Consider the following 26435-nt stretch of genomic DNA (forward strand, 5'->3'; position numbering starts at 1 on the left):
GGCCGCCCGTGCGCGGCAGGCTTCATCCCATGGACAACACACAGGAAATCGCAGCGGGGGCGGCGATCCGGCTGGGCGGGATCGCCAAGCGCTACGGGGACGTGCGCGCGGTCAGCCACGTCGACCTGACCATCGCGCCGGGGGAAGTGGTAGCGCTGCTCGGGCCCAACGGGGCGGGCAAATCGACCACCGTCGACATGATTCTGGGGCTCACGAAACCCGACCAGGGCACGGTTTCGGTGTTCGGCCGGACGCCCGCCGACGCGGTGCGCGCGGGGATGATCGGCGCGATGCTGCAGGGCGGCACGCTGCTGGACGACCTGACCGTGCGGGAAACCGTCGGTTTCGTCGCGAAACTGCACCGTCGTCCGATGCCGGTGCGGGACGCGCTGCGTGCCGCCGGGGTCGAGGACATCGCCGAGCGGCGGGCCAACAAGCTGTCCGGCGGGCAGAAGCAGCGGGTGCGTTTCGCGGTCGCGCTGGTGTCGAATCCGGATCTGCTCGTGCTGGACGAGCCGACCGCGGCGATGGACGTCGGCAGCAGGCGCGAGTTCTGGAAGTCGATGTACTCGTTCACCGACACCGGCCGCACCGTGCTGTTCGCGACCCATTACCTGGAAGAGGCCGAGGAATTCGCCGACCGGGTCGTGCTGATGCGAGCCGGGGAAATCGTCGCCGACGGGTCCGTCGCGGAGGTCCGCGCGCTCGCGGGCGGGCGCACGATCCGCGCGGTGCTGCCGGCCGGGGTCGACGACCAGCTGGTTTCGACGCTGCCCGCAGTCACCTCCTTCGAGCTGCGCGGCGAGCGCGTCGCACTGTCCAGTTCGGACTCCGACACCACCTTGCGCGCGCTCCTCGCCGCGGTTCCGGCCGTGCGCGACATCGAGATCGGCGCGGTCGGCCTCGAAGGCGCGTTCCTTTCCCTGACCTCCGACGAAACGGAAGAAGCAGTCCGATGAATCCCGCCTACCTGGTCGTCGAAACCCGCAGGCTGTTCCGCTCGCCGCGGTTCCTGATCTTCGTCGTCGCCTTCCCGGTCATCATGTTTCTCTTGCAGGCCACGGTGTTCACCGACAAATCCGCGGCGGACCACGTCGCGGTCGCGGGCGTGCTCATGGTCAACATGATGACCTTCGGCGCCTTCGCCGCGGCCATCACGAACGGTGCCCGGCTCGCCATCGAACGGGCGGGCGGCTGGCAGCGGCAGTTGCGGCTGACCCCGCTGTCCGGCGCGGGCTACCTGGGCGGCAAAGCGCTGTCCGGGATGCTCGCCGGGCTGCCCGCGCTGATCCTGGTCCCGGTCATCGCCGCGTTCACCCAGGGCGTGCACCTCGACCCGGCGGGCTGGCTGCGGGTCTTCCTCGGCATTTTCCTGGGCACCCTTCCGCTGGTGCTGCTCGGACTGCTGCTGGGCCAGTTCGGCACGCCGGAGTCGATGCAGCCGATCAGCATGATCGTCACCCTCGGCGTCGGCTTCCTCGGCGGGCTCTGGATCCCGCTGGAGGGCATGCCGTCCTGGATGCACGACGTCGCGCAGCTCATGCCGACCTACTGGGTCCTCGGGCTGGTCCGGCCGGTCGTCGCGAACCAGCTGCTCGTGAGTCTGCCGACGGCGATCGGCGTGCTGGGCGCCTGGACGCTCGTGCTCGGGATTGTCGTGGTCAGGCGATACCGTAAGGACAGTGCCCGGGTTTGACCGGGCGGGGAGGGGAGAACGACGTGTGGCCGCTGGGACGGGAGGTGACGACCGGCGAGCCCGCCGCGCACCGGTTCGGGCTCAACGACCGGTCGTCCTGGTGGGAAGACCCGTTGCCGGACCCGGGGCGCGGTCCGCACAAGGTCGGCTGGCCGCTGTTCTCCGCGGCGTTCCTGCTGCCGTTCCTGATCCCGGCCACCCGGGGCCTGATCGTGGACCCCGGGCCGCTGGGGATCCGGATCCTGCTCGGCGTGCTGCTCTACGCCTACGCGGCTTGTTACGCCTGGTTTCCCGCGATGTTCCGCCAGCCCCGGCGGGCGAAGCTCTGGTTCGGCGCGGGCATGCTGGCGCTGGGCCTGGTGTGTGCGCTGGTCACCGACGCCAGCCCGTACGTCGTGCTCTACGCGACCGCGACGCTGGCCTTCCTGTTCCCGGCCGCCTGGTCGGTGATCTTCAACGGGACGGCGCTGGGACTGCTGGTGCTCGTCCTGTGGCTGCGCGGGGATCTGTCCGAGCACCTCTCCGACGTCATCACGGTCGCCTCGGTGACGTCGGCGATGTTCTTCATGGCCAACCTGATCCGGGTGATCCGCAGGCTGGAGCTGGCGAACCAGGAGATCGGCACGCTCGCGGTCGCCAACGAACGCGAGCGGGTCGCCCGCGATCTGCACGACCTGCTCGGGCACAGCCTCACCACGATCACCGTCAAGTCCGGCCTGGCGCGGCGGGTGCTGGAAAGCTCCGGCGACATCGACCGGGCGGTGCAGGAGATCCGCGAGGTCGAGGGGCTCACTCGCTCGGCGCTGTCGGACGTGCGGGCGACGGTGTCGGAGTATCGCGAGGTGTCGCTGCCCGCGGAAATCGCCGGGGCGCGGGCGGCGTTGCGCGCGGCGGAGGTCGATGCCGACCTGCCGCACGCCGTCGACAACGTCCGGGCCGAATTGCAGAGCACGTTCGGTTACGTGCTGCGCGAGGCAATCACCAACGTGCTGCGGCATTCCGGCGCGAAACAGGTGAGAGTGCGGCTGGGGCGCGACTGGCTGGAGATCGAGGACAACGGCCGCGCGACGGGCGACGTCGTGCCGGGCAACGGGCTGCGCGGATTGTCCGAACGGGTGGCCGCGATCGGGGGCACGGTGACGGCGCGGGCGCGGCCCGGGGGAGGATGGGTCGTCCGGGCCGAGGTCCCGGAGCCGAGCCCGGACGGATCCGCCGTCGCGGTGCGGGCCGAACCCGCGGGAGGACTGGCGTGATCCGGGTGCTGCTGGCCGACGACCAGGCGATGGTGCGCGGAGCGCTGGCCACCGTGCTCGGCCTGGAAGCCGACATCGAGGTGGTGGCCCAGGTCGGCACCGGCGACGAGGTGGTGGCCGCGGCGAAGGAAACGGCGCCGGACGTCGCGCTGCTCGACGTGCAGATGCCCGGCATGGACGGCCTCACCGCCGCGGCCGAGCTGAAGACCGCGCTGCCGGCGTGCCGGGTGATCATCTGCACCACCTTCGGCCGCCCCGGCTACCTGGCCAGGGCGATGGCCGCGGGCGCTGCCGGGTTCGTGGTGAAGGACGCGCCGCCGGAACAGCTCGTCGAGGCGGTGCGCCGGGTCCACAGTGGACTGCGGGTGGTCGATCCGGCGCTGGCCGCGGAATCGCTCGCGACGGGAACGAGTCCGCTGACCGCGCGGGAACGCGACGTGCTCAGCGCGGCCAAGGACGGCAGTACGGTCGCGGATATCGCGAAGTCTCTTTTCCTGTCGGACGGAACTGTGCGGAACCATCTGTCGTCGGCGATCGGGAAGACGGGCGCGCGGACGCGTGCGGAGGCGGTGCGGCTGTCGGAGGAACGCGGCTGGCTTTAACCCGATCTGACATCGGGGTGCCTTTCCAGTGCCGGGCAGCGCCTCTGCGAGGATGGCCGCCATGGAGGCGTGGACTGGTCCTACTGCGGGAAACTGGGTGCGCCGCATCGTTTTCGGTGCGGTGCTGGCCCTCGTCGCGGTCATCGGGGGCACCGCGTTCCGCGTGTGGCAGGTCGCGCGCGAGAACGACCGGACGCCGGCCGACGCGATCGTCGTGCTGGGCGCGGCTCAGTACAACGGCAAGCCCTCGGAGATCTTCACCGCGCGGCTGGAGAAGGCACGGCAGCTTTACGCCGACGGCGTCTCGAAGACCGTCATCACCGCCGGGGGCAAGAAAACCCGCGACAACTACACCGAGGCGACCGCGGGAGCGCGCTGGCTCACCAAACACGGCGTGCCGGAAGCCGCGACGCTTCCGGTCGGCGAGGGCAACGACACCCTGCGCAGCCTCCGCGCGGTCGCCGATCAGGTGAAGGCGCGCGGGTGGCGTTCGGTGGTGCTGGTGAGCGATCCGTGGCATTCCTACCGGTCGCGGACGATGTCCGAGGACCTCGGGCTGGAGGCGTGGACCGCGCCGACGCACAGCGGGCCGATCGTGCAGGAGCGTTCGACGCAGGTCCGCTACATCTTCCGCGAAACCGGCGCGCTGCTGTTCTACGAGCTGACCAAGTCGCCCGCCGATGACCTGTTCGGCACGACGATGGGCTGAATTGTCGGTCCCCGCGCCTAAGCTGACGGGGTGAGTGACGGCTACCGCGAGCACGACCGCGCCCGCGTGCTGGCCGAGGAACCCAAGGGCGCGGCGCTGGCCGGTGCGCGGCCGGACGGGCGCAGCGCGTTCGCCCGCGACCGCGCGCGGGTGCTGCATTCCGCCGCGCTGCGCAGGCTGGCGGGCAAAACGCAGGTGGTCGGGCCGGGGGAGGGCGCGGAGGTCAGCGGCGCGCCGCGGACCCGGCTCACGCATTCGCTGGAGGTCGCGCAGATCGGCCGCGGCATCGCCGAGGAGCTGGGCGCGGACCCGGACCTGGTCGACACCGCGGGGCTGGCGCACGACATCGGGCACCCGCCGTTCGGCCACAACGGCGAACGCGCGCTCGACCAGGCGGCCCAGGCGTGCGGCGGCTTCGAGGGCAACGCGCAGACGCTGCGCATCCTTACGAGGCTCGAACCCAAGGCGGTCGGGCCGGACGGCGTCACGGCGGGGCTCAACCTCACCCGGGCGTGTCTCGACGCCACCACGAAATATCCGTGGCCGCGCCGGTCCGGGGAGCCGAAATACGGCGTGTACCCGGACGACACCCCCGTGTTCGGCTGGATCCGCGAGGGCGCGCCGGGCCTGCGCCGGTGCCTGGAAGCGCAGATCATGGACTGGTCGGACGACGTGGCGTACTCGGTGCACGACGTCGAGGACGGGGTGCTGGCCGGGCGGATCCGGTTGCGGCTGCTGGCCGATCCGGAGGAACGCGCGGCGGTCGCCGAGGCCGCGGCACGGCATTTCTCCACGCTGTCGGTGTCCACTTTGGAGGGTGCGGCGAAAGAGCTGCTCGACCTGCCGGTGGTGGCCGAACTGGTGCGGGCGGAGCCGGACGGTTCCCTGCGCGCCCAGGTCGCGCTGAAGCGGCTCACCAGCGAACTGGTCGGCCGGTTCGCCTCGGCCGCGGTCACCGGCACTCGCGCGGGCTACGGCGAGGGCCCGCTCACCCGGTACGCGGCGCGGCTGGCGGTGCCGGAGCAGGTCGGAGCGGAGGTGGCGCTGCTCAAGGCGCTGGCGCTGCGGTATGTGATGAGCGATCGCCGCAGGCTGGCGATGCAGGACGGGCAACGGGAGGTGATCACCGAGCTGGTGGCGGCGCTCTGCCGCCGCGCGCCCGAGGCCCTGGACCCGCTGCTGGTGCCTGCCTGGAACGCGGCGACGGACGACGCGGCGCGGTTGCGGGTGGTGGTGGACCAGGTAGCGTCGCTCACCGACGCGCAGGCGTACGAATGGCACCGATGGCACACCGGACGGCACGGAACGGCACCGCCTGCCGAACCGTGAGCCGTGGGACCACCCGTTCCGGTACGGTCGCCGCATGGCCCTGGACAGCCACCTCACTTTCACCCTGGCGTTGCACGGTGCGACCGCGCCCCCGGGAAGCGACGCGTGTCTCTCGCCGTACTCGGCGGCGAGTGCGCTCGGCCTCGCCCATCTGGCCGCCCGCGGCCGCACCGCGGACGAACTCCGCGCGGTGCTGGGCGACGACCAGGGCGAGCTGCTGCGCGCCGCGGCCGAGCTGGGCGACGACGTCCAGTTGGCCGTCGCGAACACGCTCTGGGCGGCGGACCGGATCACCGTCGAGGACAGCTTCCGGGCCGAGCTCGTGCGCTGGCCCGGCGGCAAAGCCGAGACCGCGCCGTTCGAGACCGACCCCGAGGGCGCGCGCGAGCGGATCAACGCCGACGTGGACCAGACCACTCACGGCCTGATCCCGGAGCTGCTGCCCGAGGGCGCGATCCACCCGCACACGCGCGCCAGCCTGGTCAACGCGCTCTACCTGAAGACCGCCTGGCGGCACCCGTTCCCCGACGGGGCCACCGAGGACGCGGACTTCCACACGCCCGACGGCGTGCGCTCGGTGCCGACGATGCACCTGGACGAGTCGGTCGGCTACGCGCACGAAAACGGCTGGCAGGTCGTCCGGCTGACGGCCGAGGGCGGCGTCGAGACGGTGGTCCTGCTGCCGGACGGCGACCTTGAGAGCGCTGAAGCCGCGCTCGACGGGCAGTCGTTGCGCGCGCTCGTGGAAAGCCCGAAGCAGCGCAAGATCCAGCTGTCGCTGCCCAAGATCTCCCTCGACGTGCGCGCCGACCTCGAACGGGCGTTGCAAGGCCTCGGCGTGCGCGAGCTGTTCACCGACGCCGCGGATCTCACCGGTCTCACGCCGGACCGTCCGCTGTGGGTGGACAGCATCCTGCACCAGGCCGTGCTCCGGCTGGACGAACAGGGCCTCGAAGGCGCGGCCGCCACCGCGGTCCAGATGCGCACGATGTCGCTCATCTCCGGCGAGCCGCTCGAGGTCCGGGTCGACCGGCCGTTCCTGCTGCTGGTGCGCCACGCCGAAACCGGCGCGGTGTACTTCTTCGCCCGGGTGGTGCGCCCCGCGTGAGCGTGTTCCGGCCCGAAGCAACCCCCGACGCGAAACCCGAAGCACCGCCTCGCGAACCCGGCGCGACCGCGGTCGCCGCCGCCGAACCGCGGATGCGCCGTTCCTGGGCCGACGCGGGGATCATCGGCGCGTACCTGGCGTTTTCCGTGCTGCTGTTCGGCGGCCTGTGGGCCGACCTCGGCCAGGGCTACCTGTGGAACAGCGCGTCGGACCAGAACCTGTGGGAATGGTTCTTCGACGTCACCGCGAAATCGGTGCAGCACCTGGAAAACCCGCTCACCAGCGGCCTGCAGAACTACCCGCTCGGCGTGAACATGATGGCCAACACGGCCATGCTGGGCGTCGGCATCCCGCTCACCCCGATCACGCTCGCCTTCGGTCCGACCGTCACCTGGGCCATCGTGCTCACCGGCAGCCTCGCCGGAAGCGCCGCGGCCTGGTACTGGGTGTTCTCGCGGCACCTCGTGCGGCACCGGGTGTCCGCGGCGATCGGCGGCGCGTTCGCCGGTTTCGCGCCGCCGATGATCTCGCACGCCAACGCGCATCCGAACTTCGTCGCGTGGTTCCTGCTGCCGTTCATCGCGCTCAAAGTGATCCAGCTGGCGCAGGGCAAGCGCCCGGTGCGCAACGGGATCTGGCTCGGCGTGCTCACCGCGTACCAGATCTTCCTCGGCGAAGAGCCGCTGCTGATCTTCGCGCTCGGCTTCCTGATCTTCGCGATCTCCTACTGCGTTTCGCGGCGTCGCGAGGTCAAGGCGATGGTGCGGCCGGTGCTGCTCGGCGGCGGCATCGCGGTGGTGCTGACGCTGGTGGTCGTCGCGTTCCCGTTGTGGTGGCAGTTCTTCGGCCCGGACAGCTACACCGGGCTGGAGCACGGCCAGGTCGGCAACGACACCGCCGCGATGACCCGGTTCGCGACCCAGTCGGTGTCCGGGCAGCCGGAGGCGGCGGCCGCGGTGTCGCTGAACCGCACCGAGGAGAACGCGTTCTTCGGCTGGCCGCTGATCGTGCTGATGGTCGTGGTGACGGTGTGGCTGTGGCGCGAGGTCGTGGCCCGTTCGCTGGCGATCTCGATGTTCCTGATGGCGTGGCTTTCGCTCGGCTCCGAGATCACCGTGCTGCACGAGAACACCGGCGTGCCCGGGCCGTGGAAACTGCTCGCGGACCTGCCGTTGTTCGAATCGCTGCTGGAATCGCGGCTGGCGATGGCGTGCGTGCCCGCGATCGGCGCGCTGCTGGCGATCGCGACCGACCGGGTGTTCTCCGCCGCCGCGAAGGGCGACCTGAAGCTGCCGGTACGGCTGATCTGGCTGGGGGCGGTCGCGGCCGTGCTGCTGCCCATCGCGCCGACCCAGTTGCTCGTGCAGAAACGCCCGCCGACGCCCGCGTTCTTCGCCGACGGCACCTGGCAGACCTACGTCGCGCCCGGCGGCACCGTCGTGCCGGTGCCGCTGCCGAGTTCGGGGGAGTCCGAGCCGCTGCACTGGCAGATGGACGCCGGCCTCCGGTACGCGATGCCCGAGGGCTACTTCGTCGGACCGCAGGGCCCGGACGACAAACGCGGCCGCTACGGCTCTTACCAGCGGCCGACCTCGACGCTGTTCGACCGGGTCCGCGACTCCAAGCAAGCGCAGGAGATCACCGACGCCGACCGCGACCAGGCGATCGAGGACCTGCGCTACTGGAACGCCAGCGTGCTCGTGCTGATCCCGCGCGAGCACAGCGACGCCTACCGCGCCACCGTCGACCTCCTGCTGCGCAAACCCGCGCAGTTCGTGGACGGCGTGTGGATCTGGGATGTGCGCCCGATCACCGGGCGCCGCTGAGGCTGTCACATCTCGCGCGGCTGTCCCGTTCCTCCTTCGAACCACTCAGAAGGAGGACCCGACATGCCTCGTATCCCGGTCAAACGAGCCACCGACGGCGGCCCGGTGCTCAAGCTCTTCTACCGGATCGCCGGCAAGCGGTACGGCGCGGTTCCGGAGCCGATGGCCGTCGTGGCGCACCACCGCGGGCTGCTGCGGACCAGCATCGCGCACGAGCTGATGGCGGAGAAGGCGTCCAAGCACCTGCCCGCCAACGTGCGGGAACTCGCGGTCTACCGCGTCGCCACGCAGATCGGCTGCTCGTGGTGCGTCGACTTCGGCACCATGCTGCAGCGGCACGAGGGCCTGGACATCGACCGGCTCAAGCACATCGACGAGTACGCGACGTCGCCGCTGTTCACCCGTCAGGAGCGGCTGGCGCTCGCGCTCGCCGACGCGATGTCCGGCCCCACGGTCACGGTCACCGACGAGCAGATCGCCGAGCTGGTGGCCGAATTCGGCGAGAAGGGCGTCGTCGAGCTGACCTACCAGATCGGCCTGGAGAACTCGCGGGCGCGGATGAACAGCGCGCTCGGCATCGTCGACCAGGGCTTCACCTCGGGCGACGCCTGCCGGGTGCCGATGCCCTGACCGCGCGGCCCGGCCGGAGCGTCACTGCTCCGGCCGGGTGATGCGGGTGAGCTTGTCCGGGTTGACCTGGTCGTAGACGCCGACGATGCGGCCGTCGCGCAGGCTGAACGTCTGGACGCGCTCGTCGAGGGCGAGGTAGCCGTCGGCCGCGGGCAGCTGCGGCAGCCACAGGCCGAGGTCGCCGTTGACGAGCACCGGCCGCCCGTTCGCCATCGTGCCCGGCGCGTACTTCGCCAGCACCCCGAGCACGAAGCGGGCGACCTTGTCCGGTCCGACGATCATCCGGCGGCTGGTGCGCGAGCGGCCGTCGGAATCGCCGATCATGACCACGTCCGGGTGCAGCAGTTCGGTGACCGCGCGGATGTCGCCCGCCAGCAGCGCGACGACGAACTTCTCCAGCACCGCCTGCTGCTGCGCCAGTTCGAGCCGGGCGGGCGGGTCGGAGTCCTCGACCGCGCGGCGGCCGCGCGAGGCGTGCTGGCGCGCGGCCGCCGGGCTGCAGCCCAGGACATCGGCGATCTCGGCGAACGGCACCGCGAACGCGTCGTGCAGCACGAACGCCACGCGCTGCTCGGGCGTGAGCCGGTCGAGCACCACCATCGCGGCCATCCGCAGGCCGTCGTCGCGCACCGCGGCCTCGAGCGGATCCTCGCTCGCCGGCGCGCCGAACGGCGTGACGATCGGTTCGGGCAGCCATTCGCCCACGTACTTCTCGCGCTGCACGGCCGCCGACCGCAGCCGGTCGAGGCAGATCCGCCCGACCACGGCGGTCAGCCAGCCGCGCAGGTCGCGGATCCCGGCGCGGCCGGCGTCGTCGAGCCCGGACAGCCGCAGCCAGGCCTCCTGCGCCGCGTCCTCGGCGTCCGCGCGGGTGCCGGTGAGCCGGTAGGCCGCTCTGATCAGGTGCGGCCGGTGGACGTCGAACTCGGCGGCGAAGTCCTCCAGCGCGGTCGTGGTGCCCATGTCCCGAGTGTGCCGCACGGCGCGGCGGCGGGGAGAACTATTGTGGTGCCGTGGCAGGACTGATTCGGGAGAGCGATATCGCGGAGGTGCGTGAGCGCAACCGGATCGACGAGGTCGTGGGGGAGTACGTCGCGCTGCGCCGTGCCGGCGGGGGCAGCCTGAAGGGCCTGTGCCCGTTCCACAACGAGAAGACCCCGTCGTTCAACGTGCGCCCCACTCACGGGACCTTCCACTGCTTCGGCTGTGGCGAGGGCGGCGACGTCATCAAGTTCATTCAGAAGATCGACCTCGTGTCGTTCGTGGAGGCGGTCGAGCGGCTCGCCGACCGCGTCGGGATCCGGCTGACCTACGAGGGCGGCGGCGCGTCGGTGCAGCGCGACCGCGGCACCCGGTCCCGGCTGATCGAGGCGCACCGCGCGGCGGCCGAGTTCTACGTCGAGCAGCTCGTGACCGACGAGGCGCGGGCGGCGCGGGACTTCCTGTCCGAGCGCGGTTTCGACGCCGCCGCGGCCAAGCAGTTCGGCTGCGGGTTCGCGCCCGGCGGCTGGGACAAGCTCACCAAGCACCTGCTCAACCGCGGGTTCGAGGTGAAGGAGCTGATCGCGTCCGGCCTGTCGAAGGAGGGCCAGCGCGGCCCGATGGACCGGTTCCACCGGCGGCTGGTGTGGCCGATCCGCGACGTCGGCAACGACGTGGTCGGCTTCGGCGCGCGGCGCCTGTTCGACGACGACCGGATCTCGGCGAAGTACCTCAACACCTCCGAAACGCAGATCTACAAGAAGTCGCAGGTCATGTTCGGCCTCGACCAGGCCAAGCGGGAGATCGCGAAACGGCACCAGGTCGTCGTGGTCGAGGGCTACACCGACGTGATGGCGATGCACGCGGCGGGCGTGCCGACCGCGGTCGCGTCCTCGGGCACCGCGTTCGGAGAGGACCACATGAAGGTCCTGCGGCGGCTGATGATGGACGACGACGCCTTCCGCGGCGAAGTGATCTTCACCTTCGACGGCGACGAGGCGGGCCAGAAAGCGGCGCTCAAGGCGTTCGAGGGCGACCAGACGTTCGCCGGGCAGACCTACATCGCGGTCGCGCCGGACGGGATGGACCCGTGCGAGCTGCGCATCGCGAAGGGCGACGCCGCGGTGCGCGACCTGGTGGCCCGGCGCACGCCGCTGTTCGAGTTCGTGATCAAGAGCATGCTGAAGCAGTTCGACCTGGATTCGGTCGACGGCCAGGTCGCCGCGCTGCAGAAGACCGTGCCGATGGTCGCCGCGATCAAGGACCGGGCGAGCCGGGACGGGTACGCGTCGAAGCTCGCCTGGTGGGTCGGCTGGCAGGACGTCGCGCAGGTGGTCAACCGGGTGCGCGGCGCGGCCGGGGCGGCGGCGCGGCGCGGTCCGGCCGAACCGCAGCAGCGGCGGTCCGCGGCCCGGCAGGAGGCCCCGGCGCCCGAGCCGGACAAGCAGGACCTGCCGCGTCCCGCGCCGAACGACCCCCGGTTCGTCGGGCAGCGCGAGGCGCTCAAGGCCGCGCTGCAGCAGCCCGCGATCGCCGGTCCGGAGTACGACTCGCTGCCGGAAGAGGCGTTCACGCACCCGGTGTACGTCGCGGTGCACCTGGCCGTGCTGAAGGCGGGCGGGGCGGCGTCCGGGCTCACCGGGCCCGCGCTGCTGGATGCCGCGTCGGCGCACTGTCCGGAAGGGACGGTCCGCCGCGTGCTCAGCGAACTGGCGGTGGAACCGTTGCGAGCCTTGGGAGAAGTGGACTCGCGCTACATCTCCGGCGTGCTCGCGGGCGTGCAGGAGAACCTCGTCGGCAGGCAGATCGGCGAGATCAAGTCGAAGCTGCAGCGGCTGTCGCCGGTCGAGGCCCCGGACGACTACCGGGCCCTGTTCGGCGACCTGGTCGCGCTGGAGCAGTACCGGAAGTCGCTGCGCGAGCAGGCGGCGAGCGGGTGGGAGTGACGTGGGACTGCTAAACCGGTTCTTCGGCGGCGGCGTGCCCCCGGGATTCCCCGGCACGCTGGACAGGGGCGAGGATCCGGTCGCCGCGGCCGCGGTCGAGGGCGGCGGGCACCTCGTGGTGACGTCGCTGGGCCTGTGGATCCCGTCCGGCGACGGCACGACGCGGCGGGTCGGCTGGCACCTGGTGGGCAAGGCGACCTGGGGCGACGGCGTGTTCACGCTGACCGAATCGGAGGAGACCGGGCGCGCGGGCGCGGTCGCGGTGCTGGCCGACCGCGAGCCGGTGCGGTTCCGGCTGCCGCAGCCGGGGAAGGTGCCGCAGCAGGTGCGCGTGCGCGTCGACGGCTCGGTGCGGGGACGGCACCGGCACGAGTTCCCCGAGGGCGGCGCGTGGTTCGTCCAGCGCAAGGTCCCCGGCCGCGACGGCGTGGAACTGCAGGTCCGCCCCGATCCGGGCACCGACCCGGCGCTGGTCGAGGCGGTCGCGGCGGAGGTCGCGGAGAAGCTGGCCAACCGCGGCGAGTAGCAGTACGCTCGTACTCAGTACGTCTGTACTGTTTACTGGCGGGAGGCTGCTCATGTGGGATCCGGCGAAGTACCTCGACTACTCCGACCTGCGCGGCCGGCCGTTCTATGACCTGATCGGGCGAATCTCGGCGACCGAGCCCCGTCGGGTCGTCGACCTGGGCTGCGGCCCCGGCACGCTGACCCTCGACCTGGCGTTGCGCTGGCCAGACGCGGTGCTGGAAGCGATGGACAGCTCGCCGGAGATGGTCGCCGCGGCCCGCGAACGCGGGGTGGCCGCCGAGGTCGGCGACGTCCGGACGTGGACCCCGAAACCGGACACCGACGTGGTCGTCTCGAACGCCGTCCTGCAGTGGGTGCCCGGACACGAGGACCTGCTGCGCCGGTGGGCCGCGGAACTCCCCGCCGGCGCGGTGCTGGCAGTGCAGGTCCCCGGCAACTTCTCGGCCCCCTCGCACGCCCTCAGCCGTCAGCTGGCGGCCTCTCCGGCGTGGGCTTCCCGGCTGTCCTCGGTCACTCTGCGCGCCGAAGACGCCGTCGGCGAACCCCGCGACTACGCGAACCTCCTCGCCGACGCCGGATGCCTGGTCGACGCGTGGGAAACCACGTACGTGCAACAACTTTCCGGCCCGCGCGCCGTCCTGGAGTGGATCACCGGAACCGCACTCCGCCCCATCCGCGCCGCCCTGAGCGACGAGGACTGGGCGGCTTTCCAGGACGACCTGGCCCCGCTGCTGGACGAGGCCTACCCGCCACGCGCAGACGGGACCACGTGGTTCGAGTTCCGGCGGATCTTCTTCGTGGCCAAGATCCCCGGCTGATGTCGTACTGGAACACGAACGTCGCCCGTCATCCGGGCATCCTTCGTGCCGTGCCCGCTGGATGCGCGACCGCGCTGGACGTCGGCTGCGGAGACGGCCTGCTGGTGCGGAAACTGGCTGACGCGGTGCCGAAGGTCACCGGCATCGACAAGTCGCCGGAGATGGTGGCTCAGGCCCGTTCGCTGTCCGACGACACCTTCGTCGAGGGAGATTTTCTCTCCGCCGACCTCGGCACCTACGACTTCATCTGCTCAGTGGCCACCATCCACCACCTGGATTTCGAACCCGCCCTCACCCGGATGCGGGACCTGCTGCACCCAGGCGGCGCACTGGTAGTCGTCGGCCTGGCCCGAGACGCGAGCGCGACGGACCGGGCAGCGACGATCGCGGCAGCACCGATCGTGCGAATCGCGAAGACAGTCCGCCGCGCCCACGGCCCGGAGGGCATGCCAGCGATGCAGCCGCGGATGAGCTACCGCGAGGTGCGCACGACAGCGCAGCGGTTGCTGCCAGGCGTGCGCTACCGCCGACACGTGCTGCGCCGGTACTCGCTCACCTGGCAAAAACCGTCCTGAGCTGGGCTAGCTCAGCCGTTCCCGCGCCCGAACCTCTCGCCGAGCTTCGCCCGCGCCACCCCGGCGGCCCCCTGGACCATCGGATGGTCGGCCAGTTTGCGGTAGGTGCGCACGATCTGCTCGTACCGTCCCCGGCCGGCCTTGGTGCCCAGCACGTACCCCAGGCCCACACCCAGCAGGAACTTCTTCATCAGCGGCCACACCTCTTCCTCAGCAGGACTTCCGACTGTCCATTGTCCAACACAACCGGCTCCCGTGCGGGGCCGCCGAAAACCCACCCCCCTGTGCGAGGCGGGAACGGCATGGGCTAAAGTTCTTCCCGTCAGCCCGGAGAGATCCGGACCGGCGGAGCACGATCCCCTGTAGCTCAACTGGCAGAGCATTCGGCTGTTAACCGGAGGGTTCTTGGTTCGAGTCCAAGCGGGGGAGCTCAAAGCCCAGGTCTGAGACCTGGGCTTTTTTACTGCCCATGAGTAGGGGCGATTTAGTGTCGATTTTGACGGTCGTCCAGATGGCCGGCTGTCGAGCCGTTGGTGGTCGCCTGCAGTAGCCGGTGGCGCTTCGGAGACGTGGGACTCCGATGGCGCGCTTACCGCTATCGATACTGGAGTGGTTGGGCTCGCTCGATAGTCGATTCGTTTCTCGATGCGTGCACGCGACGCCCTCGAGCAGCTTCAGGTTGCTGATCGAGCCTTGGAACCGCGCGTGGCGTGAGCGGGCGGGTCGTGGCCGCGTGAATGTCCCCGGTGCCTCGCTGCGCGGTTCGGGTCCGATGGTGGTGGGGTTCGTCGCGGACGAGTTGATCCGGCTGTCCGAAGGTCGTAGCCGTGTGGACGAGCCAGAGCCGTGATCGAGCGGTGGACTGGTTCGTCGTTCGGAGATCCCGTGTTGGGAGGTCAATCGTGGTGCAGCACGGCGCAGGGCCAGTAGTCGTCGCGCGGGGTTGCGGGTCATGGTCGCCGCGGTCATGCAGATCTGGGCGTGACGACCGTGCTGTCTGCGCTTGTCGTGCCGTGGTGGTATCGCGACCTGATCCAGCGTTTCTGGGGGTGAAGTCCCGCTCGGCGCTGCGGTTTTGCAGGCCTCCGGATTAGACAGCAGCGGCCTGAAGGCGTCGAAAATGTGCGTTCAGAATACGGGGATGTGTTGTTTCGGATTCGGTGCCGACTGTATTGAGTAAGATTCTTGACGGTCCTGGCCTTATTGGTGAATTCAGTCGGCGTGCAGTTAGCTGGAGACAATGTGTCCGTGAGTTGTCCAATGGGTCGCGCAGCTTATGGGGTCGCTCCATACCGGTGCGGACCGCGTTGGCTGAGCGTCTCCGGCCTGCGGGAACAGCACTGCTGACCCTATCACTGTCAGTGAGGATAGGGTCACTCTAAGTCTGCAGGTTGATGCTGGCAGGTCGAGAATGGCGTGGTCAACCCCTGTCGTTCGCTACCGTTGGGTGCCGTTCGCGGACGTTGCTCACGCACGTCTGCTCCAGGGTTGCTCCAGGAAAATTCGTGAGAATGCGCGCTACAAATCTGCTTGGCGCGGCTGCCGTCAGGCGGCCCATCTGTGCAGGCCAGCGTCTGCAGCAGATGACGCAAGGTGTCGAACAGTTGAACTTCGAGTCGTTTGCGCTTGGCTTCACTGCGGTTGAGGCGACCTGGGGCGATCAGTTCCCGGGCCTGATCCGGTTCTGCGCAAGCCGATCGATCACCTGGCTCGGCAGGCAGTCGTTCTCGGTGACCCGCGCCGGTTGGGCGCTTGAACAGGTCGAGGTCTCAACGCGCCAGCTCAGTTCCCCGACCGCCGCCGGTCGCCGGCGGGCTGTGCGCGGACCGGAACCTGCACAAAGTGACCCCATGGTTGCTTATTGTGTGGTCCGATAGAGAGGACGGCCGAGTACGGTAAGTGTTGGAGGGGGTCGTTTCTGTGGTGGACGGGCCGGGGTTCCACATTGACGTCGACAAGGTGGCGGAAGCCGGGAGCGGGATCAGCCGAAGCGTCACAGACCAACAGGGGTTCCAGCTCCGCGGCCTCTGCGGTGATGTCGAGCTGTATGGCCACCAGGGTGTGCACGACGGGTTGATGGACTTCTGCACGCGGTGGTCCGACGGCCTCGACATCCTCACCGACGACGCCGACAAGATCGGCGCCACCCTCACCAGAGCCGCGAACGCTTACCGCGGAATCGACGATGCGACAGCTCGGACCCTCCGGACCGATCCCGGCCAGCAGGCGGTCAATGATGGCTGAGCTCGGCCAAACCCAGGACCCAGCCGCCCTGATCCCCGGCAACCCGGAGGCGATCGAAGAGAACGCGCGCGTCCTGCAAGCGCGTGCCGGAGAAGCCGGCGGTGCGGCCGACGGCCTGAAAGCGATCGACACCGGTGCGTGGCAAGGCCCGGCCGCAACAGCATTCCACGACAAATTCTCGTACGAACCCGGAAAGTGGTACGCCGCGGCCGACTCCCTGCAAGCCGCCAGCGGGGCGCTGAACGACTACGCCGGCACGCTGCGATGGGCGCAAGCTCAGGCAGTCGAGGCCGTCTCGCTGTGGACCCAAGGCCAAGCCGCAACCCAGCAGGCCAAGGCGTCCTACGACCAGGCTGCCGCGCAGGCACAGGCGAACAACCAGCCTCCGCCTGTCTTCACCGATCCGGGTGAGACACAGCGGCAAGCCGCTCGGGATGCGCTCAACCGCGCTCGCGCCCAGCTCGCGGACAGCGGCAACATCACCGCGCAGACGCTGCGCGACCGTGCCGGTCAGGCGCCGCAGAAGTCCGGCTGGCTCGACGACGTCGGGGATACGCTCGCACAGGCCGGCGCGGATGTCGTCAACGCCATGGCGTCGGCCGGGAACGCCATGCTCAACCACCCCCCTGGATACCCTCGCGGCCGCTGGCGGCATCGGTCTGACTGTGATCAGCGGTGCCGGGGAAGGCTTGGGCGGGGTCCTGGACGCGACCGGCGTCGGCGCGGTCGCCGGCGTACCGCTGAACGTCGTGTCTGCGGCGGGCATCGCGGCCGGGGTCTCGATGACGGGGGCTGTTGTCACGGATCTCGCAGGTCACGCCGCTGGCGACGACCGGGTTGAACCTCTCCAAGTCAACAGCAGCAGCGAGAGCGCGGGAAGTTCTGCAGCGGACTCGTCTCCGCCGGCGGGCGCACAGGACGGCTGGGCCTCCCGGCCGTCCAACAATGGCAAGGGAACCGTGTGGCAGAAACCGGGTTCCTCCGGTGACGCGAATTCCGTCCGAGTCATGGAACCCGGAGCGGATCCGCGATACCCGAACGGCTACGTCAAGTTCACCAACGAACACAACCAGCCTGTTAAGCTTGACGGCAAGCCGGGATCCAGGGCGGAAACCCATATCCCACGCAACGCAGACGGATCGTACCCGACCCCGAAAGGATGGTAGCCGTGAATCTCGGCCTTGAGGGAAAGAAGCTGCTCTCCATAACGGTCGAATACAGTGCCGTCCTGCATTTCTCCGACGACTACACGGCGCGCATCGAATCACCGTTCAGCTTCAACGTGTCAGGGAGACAGTACAGTTTTTCCCCGGAGAGCGATCCGCAAGAATCATTCCAGCCGATGGATGTCTTGGTGTCTCAAGTCGTAGCGAAGTCCGATGCGGACAATTCTGGCACGTTGCGAATAGCGTTCGGCAACGGCGCTGCGATCCAGGCGGAGAAAGACGACGAATACGAAGCATGGACAGTATCCGGGCCTGACGGATTCCTGGTCGTCTCCATGCCTGGCGGAGAACTCGCAACCTGGGACGCCAAGCCCGACGCTCCTTGACGAGGTTCGCTCGCCGCGTGCAACGGCGAGAAGGTGGTCTGCTAAGGCGCGGATGGCGTGACATCGAGATAGCCGGGAGTATTGCGATCGAGTCGCTAGTGTTCGGCGCTGGCGAGCCTTTGCTGGACGACAGCGCCGAGGCCTTCCCGATGCTGCGGCCCGGTCTCGACCTCGCAGCCGAGCGGCAGCGGCGTGAGGTATGCCGGTGCCGGCGAGGCGATCGAGGGGAGCGACTTCTATCCGGGTGCCCGGCCGGCGTTGGCTGCCCTCCGCGCGAGCGCGGCGTGGGTGGGTGTTGCCGACAATCAGACAGAGAAGGCCGCCCGACTGCTAGTTTGGCGCAGTGATGACGGGGTGCGAGGGGAGCATCACATGGGGAGATCGGGTGACGGTTCTCCGCCTGACGCAGGCGAGGACGTGCCGGCCGGGAGATGCCGGGTGCCAGCGCGGCGCGGGTTGGAACGGCTTGTCGGGCCGGCAGTACGCGAGGACGGCGGGTGTCGGGTACCGGTTCGAGCCTGTTGAAGTCGAGCAGTTGCGGCTCGTGCAAACGTCATTGCAGCGCATGGTCGACCACAACGTGATTGTGCAGCGGACCGCATACGCGTACCTCAACGCGCTGAAAAAGCCAACGGAACGTATGCGCCGCTTGATGGTTGGCAAAGTGAATCCCGGAAAGCCCGCTCTTGGCGGCACGTATTAATAGGATATTGGTGACTCTTTCTCGATTTCGTCTTGCCCTGGCCGGTATCGCAGGCGTGGTGGCTGTCGGGGTCAGCGGGTGTTCCGAACCGACTCAAGGGACGGCAAGCCCGGTGCCTTCCGGTGCCAGCCAGAGTGGTTCGCCCTCGTCGTCGGGGCGTGACAATGGGGAGGCTCCGAGGGTTGCGGCTCCGGTCAATGTGGGCAAATATCTCGCGGATCCGTGCAGCATGTTGACACGGTCGCAGCTGTCCGCGTTGCAGCTGAGCCAGCCCGAGGCTGACAAGGCGTCCAGCAGCGTCGGCTGCGGTTGGCGGTTCAGCGACGGGTACACGGCCGTCAGCGCCACGTTTCTGACCACGGTCAAGAACGGCTTGACGAACACCTATCGGCAAAACGCTTTCGGTTATTACAAAGACGGTTACTTCGAGCCGACGGTCGTGAGCGGTTTTCCGGCCGTGCTGGCCAACACCGCGGACCGCCGCAGTCAAGGACAGGTGACCATGCTGGTCGGAGTGTCGGATCAGACCGAAATGGTGGTGCTGATCCAGGGCCCGCCTGGCAGCAACGCCACGACAGCGGCCACGAACGTGACCAAGGCTGTCCTGTCGACGATGCAAGGCAGGTAGTGAGCTTGCGGGGCAGTCGATGTCCGTGCAGCAGATCTACGACAACTTCGCGACCAGTGTTGGGCCGGACGGGTTGACGCAGGCAGCCGTCTATGTCTCCCCGTCCAGGCACATTGCGAGGTCCGGGCCGCGACTTGCCGCCCTCGGAGGCACGCACAGGGACGGCGTTCGCTGCACTTTGGTCCGGTCGCCGAGTTCTCGCGTCTGAATCATGCCAGCAGAAGGCGCGGCTTCCGCGCTGCCGCTTTTGTCGGTAGGCCGTGGCACGCTTGGCCAATGCATGAGAAAGACAGTCTCGACCCTCGAACGGACGCAGCGCACGAGAACCTCAGCCTGGTGTCCACCCCGGATTTGCTGGGCAGGTATGCGGCGATACTGCGGGAGCTGCGTGACCGCGGGGTCGTAAGAACCCGGAACGCGCCGCTGGGGGACTATGCCGAACACCTCGCGGCCAAGGCCTATGCCGGCGAGCTCGTACCGAATTCGGTCAAGTCCTACGACTTGCTCGCCGCGGACGGCCGCCGGATCCAGGTGAAAGCCCGGGCCATGGGGCCGGACACGCGGTCAGGCGCTGTCTTCTCCGCCTTCCGTTCTTTCGACTTCGACATCGCCGTGCTCATCGCCTTCGACAGCACGACCTACGAGCTGCGGTGGGCCCGTGAGGTGCCGGCCGCCGACATCGAAACCGCCGGACGGCATTCGTCCCATATCAACGGACGGCTGATCAGAATCAGCACTGGCGCCAAGCTCGGCGACGATGTCACTGCCCGGTTCAAGGATGTCATGTCCCGTTAGCCGGGTTCCGGCAGTTAGCAGAGTCTGCGCCAGTGCATCCGAGGACGCGCGGCGCGAGCGGGTCGATTCCGGAGTGCTCGATGCGATTGCGATCTTGGGCCGAGTCCGGGCGGCCCTGGGTGCCACGACCTCACCGGGGCCGGTGTACGACGCCAGCACCGGAAATCTCTGCCTCCGCGGCCGTACCGGAACCGATCTGGCAAAAATCTCCGAACGCCCTGTCGAGTCGCGCCCGATCCGTTCGTCTTCCTCATGTCAACGCACCCACGGCCGTGGCGGGCACCCGCCGGGAACTCGGCTTCTTCTGGAAGGACATCACCCGATGAGCACCACCTCGCAAGATCCGACCGTCCTGCACTTCGACATCCTCGTCGACGTTCCCCTCGAGCGGGCCTTCCGCGTGTTCACCGAGCGGTTCGACGAGGTCAAGCCTCGCGAGCACAACCTCCTCGCGGTGCCGATCGAACGGACCGTGCTGGAGGCTGAGGCCGGTGGCACCGTGTACGACCTCGGTTCCGACGGCAGCCGGTGCACCTGGGCGCGGGTGCTTGCTTGCGAGCCGCCGGATCGGTTGGTTCTCAGCTGGGACATCAGCCCTCGCTGGCAGTTGGAGTCCGATCCCGGTCGTACCAGCGAGGTGGAGATCCGGTTCCTCGCCGAGGGTGCCGGGCGCACCCGGGTCGTGCTCGAGCATCGGCATCTCGACCGGCACGGCGAGGGCTGGGAGAGCTTCGCGGGGCTCGGCTCCGGTTCGGGCTGGCCGTTGTACCTCGACCGGTTCCGGGCCGCGACGGAGCGGGATGCCGCGGGAAGCTGACAACGTCCTTGCCGGGACTGATCCGGCAAGGCGCGCGCGACATGGATGGCCCCGGCTGCGACGAGTGGTCGGGGCCATTGACCTTCGGCGTCGATTCCTTGTTCGACGGCGCGGATTAATCGGGGAAAGAACTCCGGCGAAAGTGTTGATCATCATTCATCGGTCAATTCCGACACCGGCAACGGTAGCGAGCAAAGTCCTTGCTGGACAACGGGTTGCGCCACTCGAATGGGCGACTCCGACTGGTTGAGGAAAGTTTTACCCACCCTATAAAAAACGAACTGTTGCACAGTGAAACAGATCACCACGGCTGGATGGATACGGCATTTTTACGGCGATCACCGCTAACGTGAAGCCGTTCCCGCGCCCCGCGCATTTCGCTTCGGACGCGCCGCGCTGTTTCCATTCGGAGGTCGGACGAACGATGGGTGACCAGTCCCGGGCAAGCACTACGCCCGCGTCGGACGCGTTGTTGCGGCTGGGGCGGTACTTGACCCGGTCGAGCACCTCACCGGACCTGCGCGCGGTGTATCGCACCGGCGGACGCGAGGGTGACGTGTTCTACCGGGACCGCTGGAGCCACGACAAGATCGTCCCGTCCACGCACGGCGTCAACTGCACGGGGTCCTGCCGGTGGAAGGTCTACGTCAAGGACGGGATCATCACCTGGGAGAGCCAGGACCCGGACTATCCCTCGGTGGGCCCGGACCTGCCGGAATACGAACCCCGAGGCTGCCCGCGCGGTGCGTCGTTCTCCTGGTATTCCTATTCTCCGACCCGGGTGCGGTTCCCGTACGCCCGCGGCGTGCTGGTCGAGATGTACCGGACCGCGCGGGCCGAGCACGGTGATCCGGTGCGCGCTTGGGAGTCCATTGTGGACGATCCGATGAAGCGCCGGGCTTACCAGCGTGCCCGCGGGAAGGGCGGGCTGGTGCGGGTGAGCTGGGACGAGGCCGCCGAGATCGCCGCGGCGGCGCATGTGCACGCGATCGCGCGCTACGGGCCGGACCGGGTGGCCGGGTTTTCGCCGATTCCGGCGATGTCGCTGGTCTCGCACGCGGTCGGGTCCCGGTTCATAGCCTTGCTCGGCGCGCCGATGCTGTCGTTCTACGACTGGTACGCGGACCTGCCGGTCGCCTCGCCGCAGGTGTTCGGCGACCAGACCGACGTGCCCGAGTCCGCGGACTGGTGGGACGCGGCCTACCTGGTCATGTGGGGCTCCAACGTCCCGGTCACCCGCACCCCGGACGCGCACTGGATGACCGAAGCCCGCTACCGGGGCCAGAAGGTCGTGGTGGTATCGCCGGACTACGCGGACAACACCAAGTTCGCCGACGAATGGCTCGCCCCGCATCCGGGCACCGACGCGGCGCTCGCGATGGCGATGGGGCACGTGATCCTCACCGAGTTCTTCGTCGAGAAAGAAATCGATTACTTCGCCGATTACGCGCGCCGCTTCACCGATCTGCCCTTCCTGGTCACGCTGGAGGAGCGGGACGACGCGGCGGTGCCGGGGAAGTTCCTCACCGCCGCGGACCTCGGCCAGGACGTCGCCGAGGCGGCGTGGAAGACGGTCCTGCTGGACGACCGCACCGGGGAACCGGTGGTGCCCGGCGGCTCGCTGGGGTTCCGCTGGAACGACGAGGACGAGGGGCGCTGGAACCTCGACCTCGGCGACGTCGTCCCGCGGCTGACCCTGCTCGGCGAGGGGGAAACGGCCGAGGTCCTGCTGCCGAGGTTCGACGCGACGGACGGCTCCGGGGCGGTGCTGCGCCGGGGCGTGCCGGTGCGGCGCATCGGCGGCCGTGTGGTCACCACAGTGTTCGACCTGCTGCTCGCGCAGTACGGCGTGCGCCGCGCGGGGCTTCCCGGCAGCTGGCCGGAGTCGTACGCCGATCCGAGCCAACCGGGCACCCCGTCGTGGCAGGAGGAGATCACGTCGGTTCCGGCCGACCAGGTGACCCGGATCGCGCGCGAATTCGCCCGCACCGCCGAGGAATCCCGCGGCCGGTGCATGATCCTGATGGGGGCCGGGACCAACCACTGGTTCCACTCCGACACCGTGTACCGCACGTTCCTCGCGCTGCTGACCATGACCGGCTGCCAGGGCCGCAACGGCGGCGGCTGGGCGCATTACGTCGGCCAGGAGAAGGTGCGCCCGCTGACCGGGCACGCGACGCTGGCCGGCGCGCTGGACTGGGTCCGGCCGCCGCGGCACATGATCGGCACCGCCTACTGGTACCTGCACACCGGCCAGTGGCGCTACGACCGGATGCGCAACGACGCGCTGCTTTCCCCGCTGGCGACCGGGAAACTCGCCGGCACGTCAGCCGCCGACACGCTGGCGACCTCGGCCCGGCTCGGCTGGATGCCGTCGTACCCGACCTTCGACCGCAATCCGCTCGACCTGGTCGACGAGGCCGAGGCGGCCGGGGAGGACCCGGTGGAGCACGTCGTCGCGCGGGTCCGCAGCGGCGAGCTGGGGTTCGCCTGCGAGGACCCGGACGCGCCGGAGAACTGGCCGCGCGTGCTGACCGTCTGGCGATCGAATCTGCTGGGCTCCTCGGCGAAGGGGCACGAGTACTTCCTGCGTCATCTGCTCGGCACGGACGCGAACGTCCGCGCGGAAGAGGCGCCGCCGCAGCTGCGCCCGGAAACCGTTGCCTGGCGCGAAGAAACACCCGAGGGCAAGCTGGACCTGATGCTGGCGCTGGACTTCCGGATGACCAGCACCACCTTGTTCGCCGACGTCGTGCTGCCCGCCGCGACCTGGTACGAGAAGCACGACCTGTCGTCCACCGACATGCACCCGTTCGTGCATTCGTTCAACGCCGCGGTCGATCCGCCGTGGCAGACCCGGACCGACTTCGACGCCTTCCACACCATCGCGCGCCGGTTCAGCGAACTGGCCCGGGTCCACCTCGGCGTGCGCAAGGACCTGGTCGCCACGCCGATGCTGCACGACACCGCGGGCGAGACCGCGCAGCCCGGCGGCGTCGTCCGGGACTGGCGCGACGGCGAGACCGAGCCCGTTCCCGGCGTCACCTTCCCGGCGTTGACCGTGGTCGAACGCGATTATCCCGCGGTGGCCGCGAAACTGGCCACGCTGGGACCGCTGCTGGACGAACTCGGCACCGCCACCAAGGGCGTCGCCTACGACGTCCGGGAGGAACTGGCCTGGCTGGGCAAGAAAAACGGCCTCGCCCGCTCCGGTCCCGCCGAGGGAAGACCGCTGATCGACACCGACATCCGCGCCTCCGACGCGGTGCTCGCGCTCTCCGGCACCACGAACGGACGTCTTGCGGTGCAAGGGTTCGAACAGCTGGAGCGGCGGGTCGGGCAAGAGCTGGCGCACCTGGCCGCCGAGCACGAGGGCAAGCGGATCACCTTCGCCGACACCCGATCGCGCCCCGCCGCGGTGATCACCAGCCCGGAATGGTCGGGCAGCGAAAGCGGCGGACGGCGGTACTCGGCGTTCGTGATCAACGTCGAGCACCTCAAACCGTGGCACACGCTGACCGGACGGCAGCACTTCTTCCTCGACCACGACTGGATGCACGAACTCGGCGAGGCGCTGCCGGTCTACCGCCCGCCGCTGGACCTCAACCGGATCTTCGGCGACACCGGCGATTCGCCCGGCGAGGTGACCGTGCGGTACCTGACCCCGCACAGCAAATGGTCCATCCACTCCACCTACCAGGACAACCTGCACATGCTGACGCTGTCCCGGGGCGGCCAGACGATCTGGGTCAGCCCGGCGGACGCGGCGGCGATCGGCGTGCGCGACAACGACTGGGTCGAGGCGGTGAACCGCAACGGCGTGGTGGCGGCGCGCGCGATCGTGTCGCACCGGATGCCCGCGGGCACGGTGTTCATGTACCACGCCCAGGACCGCGCCGTGAACGTGCCGCGCACCGAGACGACCGGCAAACGCGGCGGCACCGGCAATTCGCTCACCCGGCTGCTGATGAAACCCACTCATCTGATCGGCGGCTACGCCCAGCTGACTTTCGGCTTCAACTACCTGGGGCCGACCGGAAACCAGCGCGACGAGGTCACCGTGCTCCGCCGCCGGGACCAGGAGGTGCGGTACTGATGAGGATCATGGCACAGCTGGCCATGGTGATGAACCTGGACAAGTGCATCGGCTGCCACACCTGTTCGGTCACCTGCAAGCAGACGTGGACCAACCGGGCGGGCACCGAGTACGTGTGGTTCAACAACGTGGAAACCCGGCCGGGGCAAGGGTATCCGCGCCGTTACGAGGACCAGGAGAGCGGCAAGGGCGGCTGGGTCCGCACTCCCGGCGGCAAGCTGAAACTGCGTGCCGGCGGACGGTTGCGCAAGCTCGCCACCGTGTTCGCCAATCCGGACTTGCCGGAGATCGGCGACTACTACGAACCCTGGACCTACGAGTACCGCACGCTCCTCGACGCCCCGCTCGGCGACGACGTGCCGACCGCGGCGCCGGTCTCCGCGGTCACCGGGCAGCCGATGCAGCCCTCCTGGGGACCGAACTGGGACGACGACCTCGGCGGCTCGACCGAACACGGCGTCGCGGACCCGGTGCTGGAACGCGTGCGGGACCAGGTCGGCGCGAAAGTGAAGATGGAGTTCGAGCAGAGCTTCATGTTCTACCTGCCGCGGATCTGCGAGCACTGCCTCAACCCCGCGTGCGTGGCCAGTTGCCCGTCCGGCGCGATGTACAAGCGCGAGGAGGACGGCATTGTCCTCGTCGACCAGGAACGCTGCCGCGGCTGGCGGATGTGCGTCACCGGCTGCCCCTACAAGAAGGTCTACTTCAACCACAAGACCGGCAAAGCGGAGAAGTGCACCTTCTGCTATCCGCGGGTGGAGGCCGGTCAGCCGACAGTGTGCTCGGAGACCTGCGTGGGCCGCCTGCGCTACCTCGGCGTGCTCCTCTACGACGCCGACCGGGTCGCCGAGGCGGCCGCGGTGCCCGACGAGCACGACCTGTACCCGGCGCAGCTGGACCTGCTGCTCGACCCGCACGATCCGGACGTGGTCCGGGAGGCCGAGCGGGCCGGGATCCCGCGCGACTGGATCGGCGCGGCCCAGCGGTCCCCGGTCTACCGGCTCATCCACGACTACCGGCTCGCGCTGCCGTTGCATCCGGAGTACCGGACCATGCCGATGGTCTGGTACGTCCCGCCGCTGTCCCCGGTGGCGGACGCGGTGTCCGGCAGCGGATTCGACGGCGAGGACGGGCACAACCTGTTCGGCGCGATCGACGCGCTGCGCATCCCGGTCGAGTACCTGGCCGAACTGTTCACCGCCGGGGACCCGGAACCGGTCCGCGCGTCGCTGCGCCGGCTCGCCGCGATGCGCTCCTACATGCGGTCGGTGACCCTCGGCCGGGAACCGGACGACCAGCTGGCCGCCGCGGTCGGCTTGGACGGGGAGCGGATGTTCGCCATGCACCGGCTGCTGGCGCTGGCCAAGTACGACGAGCGGTACGTCATCCCGACCGCGGGCATCGGACAGGCGCACGCACTGGAAAGCATTGCCACGCAATGCAGTCTCGACACCGACGGCGGACCCGGGATGGGCGGCGGCCCGGAGCCGGGGCAGGTCGACCTGCTGAGCTGGCGCGAAGGAGAACGGCCGGACGCGCTCTTCCCGACGCTTTCGCGCGGCGGTGACCGGTGAGGCTGTTTCGCCGCCATACCAAGGA

At 69.3% G+C, this 26435-nt stretch carries 24 protein-coding genes and 1 tRNA gene; 23 read left to right on the forward strand and 2 right to left on the reverse strand.

The features are described from left to right. Positions 1–29 precede the first annotated feature (29 nt). From WA670_RS21185 to WA670_RS21225, 9 genes are all read left to right on the forward strand, one after another. On the forward strand, positions 30–959 hold the full coding sequence (locus WA670_RS21185) for an ABC transporter ATP-binding protein (RefSeq protein ID WP_336158613.1): 930 nt from the start codon (positions 30–32) through the stop codon (positions 957–959). After that, on the forward strand, positions 956–1696 hold the full coding sequence (locus tag WA670_RS21190; RefSeq protein ID WP_037813555.1) for an ABC transporter permease: 741 nt from the start codon (positions 956–958) through the stop codon (positions 1694–1696). Before WA670_RS21185 ends, WA670_RS21190 begins: the two co-directional genes overlap by 4 nt. A 23-nt stretch (positions 1697–1719) precedes the next feature. After that, entirely contained in the window at positions 1720–2949 is a 1230-nt protein-coding gene (locus WA670_RS21195; protein WP_336158614.1) for a sensor histidine kinase, read from the forward strand. Then, entirely contained in the window at positions 2946–3551 is a 606-nt protein-coding gene (locus WA670_RS21200) for a response regulator transcription factor (protein WP_037813553.1), read from the forward strand. The genes WA670_RS21195 and WA670_RS21200 overlap by 4 nt, the downstream gene beginning before the upstream one ends. 61 nt (positions 3552–3612) lie before the next feature. After that, the gene (locus tag WA670_RS21205) at positions 3613–4260 is read left to right on the forward strand and encodes a YdcF family protein (RefSeq protein ID WP_106961477.1); all 648 of its coding nucleotides are present in this window, start codon (positions 3613–3615) and stop codon (positions 4258–4260) included. Positions 4261–4290: 30 nt separating this feature from the next. Continuing rightward, a complete protein-coding gene (locus WA670_RS21210) occupies positions 4291–5589 on the forward strand; it encodes a deoxyguanosinetriphosphate triphosphohydrolase (RefSeq protein WP_336158615.1) in 1299 nt (432 codons plus the stop codon). A gap of 34 nt (positions 5590–5623) precedes the next feature. Beyond that, the gene (locus WA670_RS21215; protein WP_336158616.1) at positions 5624–6697 is read left to right on the forward strand and encodes a serpin family protein; all 1074 of its coding nucleotides are present in this window, start codon (positions 5624–5626) and stop codon (positions 6695–6697) included. A gap of 92 nt (positions 6698–6789) precedes the next feature. Then, entirely contained in the window at positions 6790–8523 is a 1734-nt protein-coding gene (locus tag WA670_RS21220; protein WP_240691556.1) for a YfhO family protein, read from the forward strand. Positions 8524–8586: 63 nt separating this feature from the next. After that, positions 8587–9153: a carboxymuconolactone decarboxylase family protein gene (locus WA670_RS21225; RefSeq protein ID WP_134734283.1), complete on the forward strand. Its 567-nt coding sequence runs from the start codon at positions 8587–8589 to the stop codon at positions 9151–9153. A 21-nt stretch (positions 9154–9174) separates the two neighbouring features. On the opposite strand, the gene sigJ is transcribed toward WA670_RS21225, so the two are convergent. Further along, entirely contained in the window at positions 9175–10116 is a 942-nt protein-coding gene (gene sigJ / locus WA670_RS21230) for an RNA polymerase sigma factor SigJ (RefSeq protein ID WP_037813538.1), read from the reverse strand. A 50-nt stretch (positions 10117–10166) separates the two neighbouring features. Between sigJ and dnaG the strand changes: the two genes are divergently transcribed. The 4 genes from dnaG to WA670_RS21250 are packed head-to-tail and all read left to right on the forward strand — an operon-like array spanning position 10167 to position 14001. Further along, a complete protein-coding gene (gene dnaG, locus WA670_RS21235; protein WP_037813536.1) occupies positions 10167–12080 on the forward strand; it encodes a DNA primase in 1914 nt (637 codons plus the stop codon). A 1-nt stretch (position 12081) separates the two neighbouring features. Beyond that, positions 12082–12606 carry a hypothetical protein gene (locus tag WA670_RS21240; RefSeq protein WP_134734282.1) on the forward strand — a complete coding sequence of 175 codons (525 nt, stop codon included), beginning with the start codon at positions 12082–12084 and terminating at the stop codon, positions 12604–12606. A 52-nt stretch (positions 12607–12658) separates the two neighbouring features. After that, positions 12659–13426 (forward strand): trans-aconitate 2-methyltransferase, encoded by a 768-nt coding sequence (locus tag WA670_RS21245; RefSeq protein WP_336158617.1) that lies wholly within the window; start codon positions 12659–12661, stop codon positions 13424–13426. Then, entirely contained in the window at positions 13426–14001 is a 576-nt protein-coding gene (locus tag WA670_RS21250; RefSeq protein ID WP_238605223.1) for a class I SAM-dependent methyltransferase, read from the forward strand. Before WA670_RS21245 ends, WA670_RS21250 begins: the two co-directional genes overlap by 1 nt. Positions 14002–14012: 11 nt before the next feature. Here the strand turns inward: WA670_RS21250 and WA670_RS21255 are convergent, their stop codons facing one another. After that, complete coding sequence (locus WA670_RS21255; protein WP_037362580.1) at positions 14013–14192, reverse strand: hypothetical protein; 180 nt, start codon at positions 14190–14192, stop codon at positions 14013–14015. Positions 14193–14357: 165 nt separating this feature from the next. On the opposite strand from WA670_RS21255, the gene WA670_RS21260 reads away from it, so the two are divergent. The 10 genes from WA670_RS21260 to narH all read left to right on the forward strand — a co-directional run bounded on the left by WA670_RS21260 (position 14358) and on the right by narH (position 26410). Then, positions 14358–14430: transfer RNA gene (locus WA670_RS21260), tRNA-Asn, on the forward strand. A gap of 1470 nt (positions 14431–15900) precedes the next feature. Continuing rightward, the gene (locus WA670_RS21265) at positions 15901–16245 is read left to right on the forward strand and encodes a hypothetical protein (protein ID WP_336158618.1); all 345 of its coding nucleotides are present in this window, start codon (positions 15901–15903) and stop codon (positions 16243–16245) included. Then, the gene (locus tag WA670_RS21270; protein ID WP_336158619.1) at positions 16235–17086 is read left to right on the forward strand and encodes a putative T7SS-secreted protein; all 852 of its coding nucleotides are present in this window, start codon (positions 16235–16237) and stop codon (positions 17084–17086) included. The genes WA670_RS21265 and WA670_RS21270 overlap by 11 nt, the downstream gene beginning before the upstream one ends. 327 nt (positions 17087–17413) lie before the next feature. Continuing rightward, on the forward strand, positions 17414–17797 hold the full coding sequence (locus WA670_RS21275; protein WP_336158620.1) for a DUF6188 family protein: 384 nt from the start codon (positions 17414–17416) through the stop codon (positions 17795–17797). A 385-nt stretch (positions 17798–18182) separates the two neighbouring features. Then, positions 18183–18500: a hypothetical protein gene (locus tag WA670_RS21280; RefSeq protein ID WP_336158621.1), complete on the forward strand. Its 318-nt coding sequence runs from the start codon at positions 18183–18185 to the stop codon at positions 18498–18500. Positions 18501–18558: 58 nt separating this feature from the next. After that, positions 18559–19128, forward strand: a complete 570-nt coding sequence (locus WA670_RS21285; protein ID WP_442893115.1) for a DUF3558 domain-containing protein — start codon at positions 18559–18561, stop codon at positions 19126–19128. A 276-nt stretch (positions 19129–19404) separates the two neighbouring features. Further along, on the forward strand, positions 19405–19923 hold the full coding sequence (locus WA670_RS21290; protein WP_336158622.1) for a DUF6998 domain-containing protein: 519 nt from the start codon (positions 19405–19407) through the stop codon (positions 19921–19923). Positions 19924–20245: 322 nt separating this feature from the next. Continuing rightward, a complete protein-coding gene (locus WA670_RS21295; protein WP_336158623.1) occupies positions 20246–20740 on the forward strand; it encodes an SRPBCC family protein in 495 nt (164 codons plus the stop codon). A 424-nt stretch (positions 20741–21164) separates the two neighbouring features. After that, complete coding sequence (locus WA670_RS21300) at positions 21165–24836, forward strand: nitrate reductase subunit alpha (RefSeq protein WP_336158624.1); 3672 nt, start codon at positions 21165–21167, stop codon at positions 24834–24836. Continuing rightward, positions 24836–26410 (forward strand): nitrate reductase subunit beta, encoded by a 1575-nt coding sequence (gene narH / locus WA670_RS21305; protein ID WP_336158625.1) that lies wholly within the window; start codon positions 24836–24838, stop codon positions 26408–26410. Before WA670_RS21300 ends, narH begins: the two co-directional genes overlap by 1 nt. The last annotated feature ends 25 nt before the right edge of the window (positions 26411–26435 follow it).

The organism is Amycolatopsis sp. VC5-11 (assembly GCF_037034185.1).
Classification (GTDB): domain Bacteria; phylum Actinomycetota; class Actinomycetes; order Mycobacteriales; family Pseudonocardiaceae; genus Amycolatopsis; species Amycolatopsis nivea.